Source organism: Enterococcus quebecensis (assembly GCF_001730365.1).
Classification (GTDB): domain Bacteria; phylum Bacillota; class Bacilli; order Lactobacillales; family Enterococcaceae; genus Enterococcus_L; species Enterococcus_L quebecensis.
Genome location: NZ_MIKB01000016.1, coordinates 145,534 through 158,606, shown reverse-complemented (window position 1 = coordinate 158,606; position 13,073 = coordinate 145,534). Strand labels below are relative to the sequence as shown.

General features: G+C 33.9%; 16 protein-coding genes. 9 read left to right on the top strand and 7 right to left on the bottom strand.

What is annotated here, in order from left to right; translation table 11 throughout:
• Positions 1-26: 26 nt before the first annotated feature.
• Positions 27-647 carry a GyrI-like domain-containing protein gene (locus tag BCR23_RS11940; protein ID WP_069635711.1) on the bottom strand — a complete coding sequence of 207 codons (621 nt, stop codon included), beginning with the start codon at positions 645-647 and terminating at the stop codon, positions 27-29.
• A gap of 164 nt (positions 648-811) precedes the next feature.
• Between BCR23_RS11940 and BCR23_RS11935 the strand changes: the two genes are divergently transcribed.
• Together BCR23_RS11935 and BCR23_RS11930 are read left to right on the top strand one after the other, a co-directional pair.
• The gene (locus BCR23_RS11935; protein WP_069635710.1) at positions 812-1,237 is read left to right on the top strand and encodes a MerR family transcriptional regulator; all 426 of its coding nucleotides are present in this window, start codon (positions 812-814) and stop codon (positions 1,235-1,237) included.
• A complete protein-coding gene (locus tag BCR23_RS11930) occupies positions 1,237-1,587 on the top strand; it encodes a DUF4260 family protein (protein ID WP_069635709.1) in 351 nt (116 codons plus the stop codon). The genes BCR23_RS11935 and BCR23_RS11930 overlap by 1 nt, the downstream gene beginning before the upstream one ends.
• Positions 1,588-1,753: 166 nt before the next feature.
• Here the strand turns inward: BCR23_RS11930 and BCR23_RS11925 are convergent, their stop codons facing one another.
• A complete protein-coding gene (locus BCR23_RS11925; RefSeq protein ID WP_069635708.1) occupies positions 1,754-3,238 on the bottom strand; it encodes a lytic polysaccharide monooxygenase in 1,485 nt (494 codons plus the stop codon).
• Positions 3,239-3,629: 391 nt separating this feature from the next.
• On the opposite strand from BCR23_RS11925, the gene BCR23_RS11920 reads away from it, so the two are divergent.
• The gene (locus tag BCR23_RS11920; RefSeq protein WP_069635707.1) at positions 3,630-5,093 is read left to right on the top strand and encodes an AcpB/EbpR/MafR family transcriptional regulator; all 1,464 of its coding nucleotides are present in this window, start codon (positions 3,630-3,632) and stop codon (positions 5,091-5,093) included.
• Between the two features lie 143 nt (positions 5,094-5,236).
• Here the strand turns inward: BCR23_RS11920 and BCR23_RS11915 are convergent, their stop codons facing one another.
• The 3 genes from BCR23_RS11915 to BCR23_RS11905 form a co-directional block, all read right to left on the bottom strand.
• Positions 5,237-5,797, bottom strand: a complete 561-nt coding sequence (locus tag BCR23_RS11915; RefSeq protein WP_069635706.1) for a DNA-3-methyladenine glycosylase I — start codon at positions 5,795-5,797, stop codon at positions 5,237-5,239.
• Between the two features lie 110 nt (positions 5,798-5,907).
• Positions 5,908-6,606: a glucosamine-6-phosphate deaminase gene (locus tag BCR23_RS11910; RefSeq protein WP_069635705.1), complete on the bottom strand. Its 699-nt coding sequence runs from the start codon at positions 6,604-6,606 to the stop codon at positions 5,908-5,910.
• An 89-nt stretch (positions 6,607-6,695) separates the two neighbouring features.
• Positions 6,696-7,460, bottom strand: coding sequence for a C39 family peptidase (locus BCR23_RS11905; RefSeq protein ID WP_069635704.1), 765 nt, complete (start codon positions 7,458-7,460; stop codon positions 6,696-6,698).
• Between the two features lie 249 nt (positions 7,461-7,709).
• Here BCR23_RS11905 and BCR23_RS11900 point away from each other — a divergent pair, with 249 nt between their 5' ends.
• The 5 genes from BCR23_RS11900 to BCR23_RS11880 all read left to right on the top strand — a co-directional run bounded on the left by BCR23_RS11900 (position 7,710) and on the right by BCR23_RS11880 (position 10,702).
• Positions 7,710-8,075 carry a hypothetical protein gene (locus tag BCR23_RS11900; RefSeq protein WP_069635703.1) on the top strand — a complete coding sequence of 122 codons (366 nt, stop codon included), beginning with the start codon at positions 7,710-7,712 and terminating at the stop codon, positions 8,073-8,075.
• A 184-nt stretch (positions 8,076-8,259) separates the two neighbouring features.
• On the top strand, positions 8,260-8,727 hold the full coding sequence (locus tag BCR23_RS11895; protein WP_069635702.1) for a GNAT family N-acetyltransferase: 468 nt from the start codon (positions 8,260-8,262) through the stop codon (positions 8,725-8,727).
• Positions 8,728-8,747: 20 nt separating this feature from the next.
• Positions 8,748-9,128 (top strand): ACT domain-containing protein, encoded by a 381-nt coding sequence (locus BCR23_RS11890; RefSeq protein WP_069635701.1) that lies wholly within the window; start codon positions 8,748-8,750, stop codon positions 9,126-9,128.
• 65 nt (positions 9,129-9,193) lie between these two features.
• Positions 9,194-9,928 (top strand): class I SAM-dependent methyltransferase, encoded by a 735-nt coding sequence (locus tag BCR23_RS11885; protein ID WP_069635700.1) that lies wholly within the window; start codon positions 9,194-9,196, stop codon positions 9,926-9,928.
• Positions 9,929-10,300: 372 nt separating this feature from the next.
• Positions 10,301-10,702 carry a DUF1622 domain-containing protein gene (locus BCR23_RS11880; protein ID WP_069635699.1) on the top strand — a complete coding sequence of 134 codons (402 nt, stop codon included), beginning with the start codon at positions 10,301-10,303 and terminating at the stop codon, positions 10,700-10,702.
• Positions 10,703-10,791: 89 nt separating this feature from the next.
• Here the strand turns inward: BCR23_RS11880 and BCR23_RS11875 are convergent, their stop codons facing one another.
• Complete coding sequence (locus BCR23_RS11875; RefSeq protein WP_083241963.1) at positions 10,792-11,574, bottom strand: hypothetical protein; 783 nt, start codon at positions 11,572-11,574, stop codon at positions 10,792-10,794.
• Between the two features lie 265 nt (positions 11,575-11,839).
• On the opposite strand from BCR23_RS11875, the gene BCR23_RS11870 reads away from it, so the two are divergent.
• On the top strand, positions 11,840-12,574 hold the full coding sequence (locus tag BCR23_RS11870) for a class A sortase (protein WP_069635697.1): 735 nt from the start codon (positions 11,840-11,842) through the stop codon (positions 12,572-12,574).
• Between the two features lie 150 nt (positions 12,575-12,724).
• Here the strand turns inward: BCR23_RS11870 and BCR23_RS11865 are convergent, their stop codons facing one another.
• On the bottom strand, positions 12,725-12,943 hold the full coding sequence (locus tag BCR23_RS11865) for a hypothetical protein (RefSeq protein WP_069635844.1): 219 nt from the start codon (positions 12,941-12,943) through the stop codon (positions 12,725-12,727).
• Positions 12,944-13,073: the final 130 nt, after the last annotated feature.

Genomic DNA, 13,073 nt, shown 5'->3' with positions numbered 1-13,073 from the left:
ATTTCTCTTTGGTGTTTTTAGTCATCCTATTCAATGAAATAACGCAACACTGTTTTCATTTTTTCCGGCATTACTTTTCTCGGATCAGACAAATAGATTTCCCTATGAGCAAACGTCCTTCTAACCAACTGACGTTCATCACAATATCGCTTCATTATTTCAAACGTTTTAAACTCATCATCATAAGAACCAACGTGGAGCATTTGAACACATTTTCCATCTTCTATTGTTTCAAATTTTACATTCTGGTTATTTAGATTGAATTTTTTTTGAGAAACTTGTTCCAAATTAGCTAGAGCTAATTCTTCTGTCACAAAGTCAGGCTGACGAATCATGATTTTGTATACCAAATCCGCTTTATTAAATTCCCTACCAGCCGCCACTGACTCATCCGACAGTGTCCAGATCCCTTCTAAAGGATATACCGTATATCCAAAATAACCTTCTGGCACAATTCCTTTTTTCGGCATCATTCTGATACCATAAGACATTGCATACAAAGCAGCCGTTTCTTCCCCAAATTGAGGTTCATTCGGATCACCTTTCCCTGAAATCGTATAGAACTTCTGCTTTGGTACTGTGATTTCCATCGGTCTTGCTTTCGGTAAATAAAGTTCCTTTTCTTGTTTTCGCCATTCAAATTTCATCGTTCCCGTCTCCTTTTAACATCCGAACCACTTTGATACCATTTTACTTCACCTAATACCAATTGACAAAAGAATATCAAAGAAAAATTTGACTTGAGCACAGCTTCTCCCTTGACCATGGAGCTATATCCAATGTTACACTTGCTCTACAGGAGGGAAATTCCATGAATATAACTGTATTCGCTCAAAAATTTAAACTTCCAACCGACACTGTTCGTTTCTATGAAAAAGCTGGTTTACTAAAACCTGAACGCCAACCAAATGGTTATCGAAATTTTACCGACACAGATCAACAAGATCTAAAAATGATTTTAGCTTTGAAGGAATTAGATTTCTCTATCAAAGAGATTAGCTATTTGCTGGAATTAAAAAGACAACCTATTTCCAGCCATTGCAACAACAATTCTACTGAATTTATAGCTAACAAAATTGATTTCATCAAACAAAAAATGACTTTTTATGAAATGGCATACCAGTTATTACTTAAATTGAAAGCAACAATCGAAAACAACAACTATGCAAAAAACCAAGCTGAACTATTCGATTTGATTGACCAATTGTCCACTTACGGATTGAAGGAGGAAAAATAATGACAAATAAAACAATCTTACAACTAGAAAATGGCATACTTTTTCTGTTAACACTGACCCTTTTTATTTACTTTGGTTTTCCAGTTTTCTATTTTTTTCTTTTTCTCTTATTGCCAGATATCACAATGGTTGGCTATTTAAGCAATCCATCTCTCGGGGCAAAAATATATAATTTAGGACATAACTTAGTTTTCCCAGTACTACTTATTTTCATTTACTTACCCACCCAAACAACACTGTTATTAGCAATCTCTCTGGTTTGGTGTGCGCATATTTTTATAGATAGGATATTAGGATATGGACTTAAATATCCCGATACATTCAAACACACTCATATTCAAAATCTCTAATAGTTATTGTCCTACTTGATACACTAGTATTTACGATCTCCTTATAATTCCCCCAAAAAAAACGCTAGATAAGCTGTATTGCAGCTTATCTAGCGTTTCTTTTTTTGTACTATGTCGTAATTATTTTGTTCGGTTATTACTATATTATACAGGTATTAGTTATTGATTAAGCTACTACCCAAACAGATGAGTTGTCTGGTCGGTCGCCTTGTGTCCACCATTTTGCTTTATATGTTTTACCATTGTAAGTCACTTTATCTCCGCCGCTATAAGCTTTATTAGATTCCCAGCCCATCACTTTGTCTGAAAGAAGTTTCCAAGCATCTGATTTATCTGGACGATCGCCTTTGTTCCACCATTTCGCTTGATACTCTAAATCGTTAAAGATAACTTTATTGCCTTCTGTATAAACTTTATTGCTGTCCCATGTTGTTTTACCAGTTTCAGCTTCTTTTTCTTTTGTTTTCACAGTAAATACAGCACTTGATTCTGATACGTTACCGCCAACACTGATTGCTTTTACTGTATATTTGTATGTTGTATTTGCTTTTAACCCAGTATCTTTAAAGCTTGTTTTTTCTGTTGTTGCAACTTTTTTACCATCACGGTATACTTCATAGTTTTTAACGCCTAAGAAGTGTGTTGATTTTGACCACATTAAATCTACAGATGTTTCTGTTGTTCCCATTGAGTGAACGCTTGTTGGAGCTGTTGGTTTTTGGTTATCTTCTGTTGCTGATGATTGTGTTGTTGCTTTTACTGCTGCACTCTTTTCAGAGATTTTACCGTTTGTTCCAACTGCTTCAACTTGATAAGAATAAGTTGTTTTTTCAGCTAAGTTAGCATCATTAAATTGAGTACCGCCAACTGTTGCAACTTTTTTACCATCACGATAAACATTGTATTCTTTTGCATTTTCAACTTTATCCCAAGTTAATTTAAGTGAAGAAGTAGTTACATCTGCTGTTTTTACGTTTGTTGGTGTTGCTGGTGCTACCTCAACTGGTGGTGTAATTTCGCCCCCACCTTTAATATTCACATCAATTACATTGTAAAATGCATTTGGCGTATCCGCAACATCCCAGACCGCTAAAACAACATGATAGCCAGAATGATCAGCAGGAATATTTACTTGGTGTGTTTTATTATTTGAAGCAGGTGAACCATCATGTTTCACCTCACCAATTAATTGTAGATCTTGTCTTGCTAATGGTTTTTCTGGATTCCAACCATTTTTAGTAATGTAGTAGTGCCACTTAGACGTGCTATGAGGTGCTGTGTAATGCCAAGAGAATGAGTTCATACCAGTTTTAATTTCTTGTTTTGTCCAACGATTGTAACCAGTATTGTCCAATACAAAGTCAGAAATTTGTCCTAATCCACCATTCGCTGAAGCAATACGTCCATCCGCCGGTCCTGCTTGTGGGAAACCTTTAGGTGCTTCCAAAGATTGAGGGTTTGTAATAACCATTCCATACTTTTCTAGTGCTGGACCCCAACCGATTGTATTTTTATCTAATGATCCTTGATAACCACGCGCTGCTGGTTTTTCTACATATCCATGGGCATCTGCTTCATCCGCACTTAACAGACCTGCTCCACCCAAAATAATTGATGACATCAATGCTAATCCTAATAACTTCTTATTCATAATTTTCCTCCATTCATTATTCGGCCTTCAATTGCCTTACCCCTATTTTAAACGTCATTTCAGAAGATAAAGGGTCATTTATGGTCACAAAAAAGGAAGAGTTGGTTAAATTTAATACTTATAACATAATATAAATTAATTCGAAACAAAATATTGTATTTATCACAAATGTTATCTCAAAACATAACATTAAAAGGTCATATTTTTCTTTTAAAAAGAAAAAAGTGAACTATATATTTCTAATTATTTTTAAAAGACATACGTTATTATCTGTTGATATATAGACAAAACAACATGTTTCAAGTTAAAATAAGGTGCACCCTGAAATTTATTTCATCTACCATTGAACAAATATAAAAATTATAAATAAAAAAAAGAAAGGTTTGATATAATGAAAGAAATGCTTTCCTCTCGATCCAAACGCCAATTAGAGTTAATGGAAATTTTAGCTGATAACGAATGGGTCACTTTTATTACAGCCTCGGAATCTTTAAATGTTCCTGTAAAAACACTAAAATCGGATATTGTTGAGCTAGAAGCTCTGCTCGCTCCAGCAACAATTGAGTCCTCAAAAAAATATGGCATCCGCTTAGCAACAAATTTCGGCTTCTGCAAAACAAGTATTTATCAAAAATTTTTAAAAAATAGCGTGGAGTTTCAGTTAATAGAAAAAATATTCTTACATAATTTCTCTACCATCATTGATTTAGCTGATGATCTTTATACTAGCGTCTCTACAATCAAACGAATTGTTCAGCGTGTGAATCAACATCTTCAAATAGAAGGTTTTACGATCAATCTAAAAAAGATGCAGCTTGTTGGTGATCCACATAGTATTTGTAATTTTATGCAGCACTATTTTTATGAGAAGTACGGAGTAGCTGAAAGCTTATTAACAAATGCTCAGCTACCAATTTTAGATAAAGTCGGTCTTCAAATCATCAATCAAGCGACTCCTAATGTCAAATCACACAGTATAGACTTTTCTTTATTGAATCGTCTACGTTTTTACACATACACTGTTATTCATTTACTAAAATATAATAGTGAAAATCAACTTTATGATATTCCGGAAAAAACATTTCCGATTATTGATGATACATATGCTTGTGATGAGTTTTATAGTCAATTTCATTTACCTTTATCTCCAGACAATCTAAACACTATGTACTTTTTATTTTTTAGCGATCAATATGTTGACTCCCTAGACACCGCACATAAAATGATCGAAGTCGATCGTCAAGCCTATTTAAAGTACGAAAAAATCAAAACTCTTCTACAAGAACTTGAAAAAAAGATGGATTGTACATGCAAAGATTTTGATGATATTTTTATGCGACTCTATAATTTGGATTGTCAGATCAATGGTAGAACTTATATTTTACACGACAAAAATAAAGAATTTCTCGCAGGAATCAAAAACCTTTACGGTCACTTCCCGATGGAACTCATTCATTCTCTACAAGCAATTTTCTATTCGAGTCCTTATAAGGATTATATGGTGTATGAAGCAATTTCGATTCTATTTACACATTGGCCAAATCTACTCGACCATTTAGAATACTCAATACCAACAATGAAAGCCTGCCTCTTATTTAACTCTGGTATGGACTACATGAATGTACTTTCTGAACGAATTACCTATTATTCGAGAGGCCGCTTCTCTTGCACACCATTATACGTTACATCTTTAGAAGAGTTGGAGAAAGAAGCTTCTGAATATGATTGTATTATCACAAATATTCCAGAAATCTACATTAATAATATTCCCATCATTGTAATCCCACTGATTCCTGATGCGAAAAGTTTCAACAAGTTGATGCTAGTTTATGAAGATCATTTTGATAAAAACTAACTTTCCTTTTACTTTCAATAAAACCAGCTTAGCCAAAATTAGGCTAAGCTGGTTTTTTGTCGTTATAACAGTTAATTCTTTTTACTGTGATTTCCAACATCTCACTCAAATATCTTTTTCAAAAAAGAGCTTCAGGCAACCTTCTATCCTTTACATTTAAAACAATAAAGCAAATGATCATCCACCATACCTGTTGCCTGCATAAATGCATAGACCGTAGTTGTTCCCAAAAATTTAAACCCTTTTTTCTTCAAGTCTTTACTTATTCTATCAGACAATTCTGTTGATGCTGGAACTTCCCCGATCTCTTTCCAACGGTTTTGAATTGGTTTGTTGTCTACGTATGACCAGATGAAGGTATCAAAACTGCCATACTCTTCTTGAACCTGCATAAATACCTGTGCGTTATTAATTGTGGCATTAATTTTTAGCTTATTCCTAATAATGCCAGGATCTTCTAATAAGGAATCAATTTTTTCTTGTGTATACTCGGCAATTTTTACATAATCAAATTGATCATAGGCACTAGTTAATGTTACTCTTTTTTTTAGTATCGTTGACCAACTTAAACCTGCCTGCATGCTTTCCAAAATCAACATTTCAAATAGTTTGTGATCATCATGCTCAGGTCTTCCCCACTCTTCATCGTGGTATTTTTCTTCCAATTCATTCCCATTTGCCCAATCACACCGTACTTTTTCCATACTCTTCTCCATTCTTTTATCTTTTACCTAAGAATAACACGAGAACAAACGTTTGTAAACGGAACAAAAAAAAGAACAAGGAAACAATGTCCTTGTTCTTTTTCAAACAGTTATCTATCTAATTTACTTGCTGCTTCTTCATCTAGAATAACCGTAAAATTAGGATGTAGTTGTAAAACAGAGGCTGGATATTCTTCTGTTACTGGACCCTGTAACACGTTTTTAACCATTTCGGCTTTTTTCTTGCCGTTCACGATCAAAATCAAATGTTTTACTCGCATAACACTAACTGGACCCATGGTAACAAACTCCAACCCTTTTTCCATCATATCTGGCACAAACCACGGCTCTTCTCCAGACACTTTGACTTTATACGTTAAATTCTCAAAGCTTGTTGTTGTTGGCATATTCCCACAGAAGTGTCCGTCTCCACCCAAACCAATCAACATAGCATCTAAACCACCATCCATAGCTAACCGTCTATCTTGTTGTGCATAATTTTCAACCGTCAATGGATGAATATTGGCTTCATTGATGTTTGCAGGAGTGAAATATAATTTTCGTAAATCTGTGATTGTGATACCTTCTGCTTGATCTGTTACAGGAATTTCATCAAAATTATAATAATGAACATTCGTATAATTTGGTGAATCTTTTACGATCTCTATCATGCTTTTATAAACACCAACAGGCGTATTTCCTGCTGTAATGGATAAATTAATTCGTTTATCTTGACTCATGCATCCTAATAAAATATTCTTTGCAGTTTCACTCATCGCTTCAAAGTCTTTTTCGATAATAATTTTCATATTTGTTCACTCCATTCCCTTTTTATACTTTAATTGTATAATGTGGGAACCATCCCATGTCAATGGTTTTTGAACATTCATAAAAATGTTTACTTATATATTGCCCAGAAGTTCAGCGCTTCATTCATTAATTCGTCTGCTGTAAATTCTTTTTTCGAATGACCTTTTTCCTCAGAATCATTGGGATCATTCACCCAGAACTTCCCATTATTAGTACCACTAAGTACCATGATATGACCTGTTTTCGTAAACAATCCTGGTTTTACTGAAATAATCACCGGATGATTTTGTTTTAAATGTTCTTCAACTGCTGTGATATCCGTTTCAAGATCTTCAAATTGGTAACCTTTTAACATCGCAAAATCAGAAAAAGCAGACCAAGCTGTCCCTTCCCCAACCATAAAGTAATCATTTTTTGACCAGTTCAAAATATCTTGCGGTGTACTTGGCTTATTATCTAAAAACGAAGCGACCATCGCTAAAGAAAGAATTGCACAACCATTGATTTCTAATGTGTTTCCTTCAGGATTATCCATACCATATGGTGTTGCTTTCCATTTGTCGTCTGTTTGCAATAACAAGTTAATTGGCATCCGATTAGTAAATTTCCCTTGACTAAGATCTTCATTGACTTGTTCAGTATAGGTAAGTTTTTTCACTTTTTCCGGCTCTTTGTCTTTTTCACTTGATTCAGTCGTCATTACTTTATCCGTTGCTTCATTATGGAATAAAGATGAAAAGCCATGTCCTTCTTCCATCGGGGCAACTTTGGCTAAAATTGCTCCTGCAAATGCTGTTACTATAAGTAACGCTATAACGGAAACTTTTGACTTCTCTGTCTGTTTTTGTTTCATCAGTATCTCCCTCTATTAAATTGAAAGTATCGATGGGGCTTATACTCTCAAAAACGAATTACACATATAATATGTAAATGGTACTTCTTAATATTACTGAATCTAACGAAAAAAGCAAGTCAGAATAATTATTTATTAAAATTATACCGAACATATTTTCTTGAATTTTTTGTCTTTTTTAGGTAGAATGATAGTATCTGATTATTCAGAGTCTGATAGCAACAGTAAATTCGTGAAGGAGGTAGAAGAATGGACAATAACCATAAATCAACAATGAAAAGCATTTCAAAATTGATCAGCCAATCTTCCCAAAGTTTCTTTTCGGCCTTTTTAGAAGACTCTAAAGATAAGAAGAGTAAAAATAAAGAACGTGAAGAAATTCTTAAGAAATTACAAGTCGCTTCTGCTCAAAAGAGTTTAGTTGTTTTACAATTAAAAGAAGTACCAACTTCTCAAAAATTTGAAACAGTTTCCGGATGGGTCGTTTCCAAAAACATCACTGATTCAATTATGTTGCGATTACAAGAAGATAACCAACAAATTCGGATGATTCCTGTTGAACATATAAAGAAAGTCAGCACGTTGTCAAAAAATGACAAACGGCAAATAAAATAAACAATAGTCAGATGGTGAACCTTTTTAAGCTTCGCCGTCTGACTATTTTCTTTTTTCAATTAATTATTTGTATACAAACTGCTGCACAAATATCTATAAAAAAGTTATACTAGATATGCTCAAGAATAACTTTTTTCCTATCTACTGAAGAACAAGCATAATAGAAGAAGCCGGAGGAAAAATCATGTACCTTACAATGTATGATGATACACACCAACAACTCATTGACAATTACTGCTTATCAAAAAGAAAACTTCGCTATGTTCGTGAACCAAAAATCGCTATTTCTTTAACTAAAAAAAATGCACAACGTCATGCTGTTCTAGTTTTTGAAGACGATTCTTTAGTTGCCTTTTTAACTCTTTATGAAACAAAAGGAGGCAGTCCTTACTCCAGCAATGAACACCACCTATTAGTACAGGACCTTTCAATAGATTATCGGCATTTTCGTGTTGGTTACACCAAGCAAGCATTTGAATTATTACCAGCTTTTATTCGTCAACACTGGCCAAAAATCAACCAACTTACAATCATTGTTAATGAAGACAAAGCTTTCACTCAACCGTTATGTAAACATGCTGGTTTCAAGGATACCGGAAATACGCTCCCACCTATTTATGGTTCTCAAGTCTTTTTACAAATTTCTATTTAAAAGAAATTGGAGGGAAAATAATGCAGCTAAAATTATGGGACGACACTACTTATACAATCATGAAATTCCCAGCCCACGTTGAGATTCCTACTTCGTTCCATGAAATTCTAGGGTTTAAAAGTATTGCCTATACAAAAGACGAGTGTTCAATCATTGTGCCTACAAATACACTACCAACAGAACAAGCACTTTCTGTTGATAATAATTGGTTCATTATTCAAATCGCAGGTGAACTGGACTTCTCACTAGTTGGTATTTTGACTCAATTGGCCAACCCATTAGCAGAAAATCAGATTTCCATCTTCGCATTGTCTACATATAATACAGATTACCTTTTGATCAAAAATAAAGATAAAGATAAAGCAATACACGTACTGAAAAATTGTGGTCATACATTTTAGCCTTATATTTATAAGTATTTTTCTACCAAACTGATGCAATAAAAAAAACTAAAGGAGACTAGCTAATGAAAAATGAATACGATAACCCCGATTTTTTTGAAGCCTACAGCCAAATGGATCGTTCAAAAAAAGGACTAGAAGGGGCTGGCGAATGGCATGAACTAAAAAAACTACTCCCAGATTTTACTGGAAAAACGGTTTTAGATCTCGGTTGCGGTTACGGCTGGCATTGCCGTTACGCAGTTGAAAATGGTGCTGAAAAAGTGATAGGAATTGATTTATCTGAGCGCATGATTGAAACAGCCAAAGAAATGACCGATTCTCCTAAAATCAGTTACCACTTAATGGGAATGGATGAAATTGACGGCTTAAAAGAAACCTTTGATATTGTAATCAGCTCATTAGCTCTGCATTATGTCCCTTCATTTGAGGCTATCGCAAAAAAAGTCAATCATTGTTTAAATCCTGGCGGCGATTTTATTTTTTCAACAGAACATCCAATTTTTACAGCCCAAGGAACAGAAGACTGGATCTATAACCAAAACGGAGCCCCTCTCTATTGGCCTGTAGATCGCTATTTTGATGAAAGCATTCGTGAAACAATCTTCTTAGGTGAAACAGTGATGAAATACCATAAGACCCTAACTACCTATTTAGACGGACTCTTAACAAATGGTTTTCAAATCACTCGTTTAGTTGAACCCATGCCCGCTCCAGAAATGCTAGAATCAAGCGCTGAAATGAGAAATGAATTACGCAGACCGATGATGTTACTAGTCTCTGCTAAGAAAATAAATTAACAAAAGAATGAGGCAAAAGCACTTCTAAACAAATGCTTTTGCCTCATCTTTATTTTCTATTTATGGGATCAGATTTAACCACTTCATTTTTCTAACTTTCTTGAAAAGCAACCGATTTTTCCAACAAAAAATACGTATAACCCAAACTGGAAAAACCAACAAAAGTCCATAAAGACTAACCAGCACCACATTCTACTAACTGTCCTTGAACGAAATAAACAAATAAAGCAATAACTAAAATATACGGGTACTTCTCTCCCAAATCAAAAATTCCTTTTATACCTGCCACTACCTACTACAAGACTCACGCCATTGGTAATAACAAATAGGAACTGCTATACTAAAATTACAAAACAAAAGGAGGAAAACAATATGCACGATTTAGCTCAAATGATCATGGATAATTTAATCCCTTTTTTTGATTTGTTCATTTTGGCTTTAAATATTTTTTCAATTATTGTTTTAATTTGGGGCGTTATTATGGCCGGCATTGATTTTCTAAAAAGTGAACGTATCGATCGAAATCGTATCGTCATGGCACGGCAAAATAATTTCATTAAAAGCTTTCTAGGCAGTTACATTCTGCTTAGTTTAGAAATCTTGATCGCAGCTGATATCATCGAATCCATTATCAAACCAACCTTTCAAGATATTTTAAAATTAGCCATTCTAGTAGTAATCCGAACAGTGATCTCCTACTTCCTGCATAAAGAAATTGAAGATGCTTTGAAAGATAAGGAAAATGAAACCGACAAAAAAAAACAAGCTGACTAGATCGCCTTTTCAATAGAAGAACTGTTAAAATTGTATATACATAAAAAACGATCAAAAAAGTTTCACTTTTTTGATCGTTTTTTCTATTCTTATGCATGTCTTGGAAAATCCGTCAATCCAAAATCATCTTCTTGCATCAAACGCCATGTTCGTTTAGCTGTATTGTAGACCAGTATAGCAATTACTGGCTCATTTCTATAAGCAAAGTTCTTCGTCTTCCATAAAGAATCTTCCACTACATGGATTGGAATATGATATTCCTTACCTTTGATATCCATCTGATCAAAACAAAAAACAACACCTTCTTGTAAAATCGACTTCATTTCTTTCAGTAGTTCTCCATCTAGCTTTTCAACAGAAACGCCTCGTTTAAAGAAGGTTTTCCGATCATTGACTTTCTCCAAGATCACCCTAGTAATCTTATCTGCTAAAATCCGATAAAACTCATCGATATAACGATAATAAACCCGCGTCATGTGATCCACAAACTCAAAAAAAACGAAATCATTTTGTAATTTATAAAAGAACGGTGAATGAAGACTGGTTTTCATATGGCCAAAATAAAGAAGTTCCGAAATTTCTAATGGTGTTAACTCTTTGAGCATCGCTACATCCGAAAAATCGATCCATTTAATTTCTTCGTTCATTTTCTGGCGATGAACTGTGGAAAAATATTGATTTACATTCTCTTCTCCACGAATAATTTTTAATCCGCTATGCATATCATATTCACCTTCTTCTGCTGAAGGGTTCAGTAAAAGTAAGTTCTTCGGGTGATGAACAATGGAACGGGTGAAATCTGTATGAGTGATTCCTTTAGATAAAACCGCATTACTTGTCATATCGATATGTACATAAATCAAATCCAACATTTGTTCCATCACCCCCAAAATAGTTTTCTACTTATATTCTACAATATTTTATAAATAAAAGCTTGTGTCTTTTATTTTAAGATTCAGTTACAAAGAATTAAAAATGGAGTATTCTTTTGTTAAATAAAGCTTTTTATCTCACCTAACGTCTCTGTTATCATCTTTTTAAGGTTCTTTTTTCGAAATAATTTTCATGAAAAAATAATATTTAAAACTAGGGTTTCAATTTAATTTATGATACACTAAGACAATAAGGAGGGAGAATATGGCCTCAAAAAAATTACGCCCTAAAAAGAAAAACAGAAAACGAAATTGGCTGATCAACATATTCTTATTTTTATTACTGATTGTTGGCTTGGCTCTTGTTTTTAATACACAAATTCGAAATATGCTAATCCAGCAAAACGGAAAGTCATATGCTATTAAAAATTTGACCCCCGAAGAAATCAAAAAAAATAATGAAAAAGATACGACTTTCGACTTTGCCGCAGTTGAATCACTGAGCACCGAAGCCGTACTGAAAGCACAGCTTGAAAATAAAAACTTGCCTGTAATCGGAGCTGTAGCTCTTCCAGATGTAAAGATCAATTTACCGATTTTCAGAGGATTGGATAACGTTGTTTTACTGACTGGTGCTGGAACAATGAAGCCAGATCAGGAAATGGGGAAAGGCAATTATGCACTAGCTAGTCATCGTGTGCAAGATATGATCTCTTTATTTTCACCATTAGAATATTCAAAACCTGGTGAGTTGATTTACACAACAGACCTAAACAATGTTTACACCTATAAAATCAATTATGTAGAAAAAATTGATCCTTCACGTGTAGAGTTGATCGATGATGTACCTGGTAAAAAAATGATTACATTAATCACTTGTGGTGACATGAACGCAATTACTCGAATTGCAGTCCAAGGAGAATTAGAATCAGTAACACCAATCAAAGAAGCGACAAAAGAAATGACTGAAGCATTCCAGATGGAACAGATGACGTTATAGGATTGATGATTACCTGCCTCTACTATTCCTTCATAAGAAAGCCATAGCATCAAAACATAAATATTTATGTTTTGATGCTATGGCTTTTCCTTACTGTTTTCAATCAAAAAATAAACGCTCTTCTTAGCCTTTTCAACATCTATTCATTTATTAATGACTAGCTTTCCTCAGCTTTTGATAACTGTATCTAATCATTGATACTATCAGTACAATTGGATAGATAAACAATGTAACCGCAAACCATTCTACGCTAAAAACAGACATAAAAGGTACATGATAAGTAACTGCATAAATCAAAGGTAGAACAATAGACAATGCACCATAATACATACTCATCTCAAAAATAACTGTTTTATATAAACGTTTCATGATCCACACTTCCCCAATCTCATTTTCCTTCATCTGATAACTTTTCTCTTATCGCTTCTACTTTACTTTTTAATTGTAAAGCTTTTCCTTAAGAGAAACATCCAACTTTAGTCTTAAATTTGAAGTAACA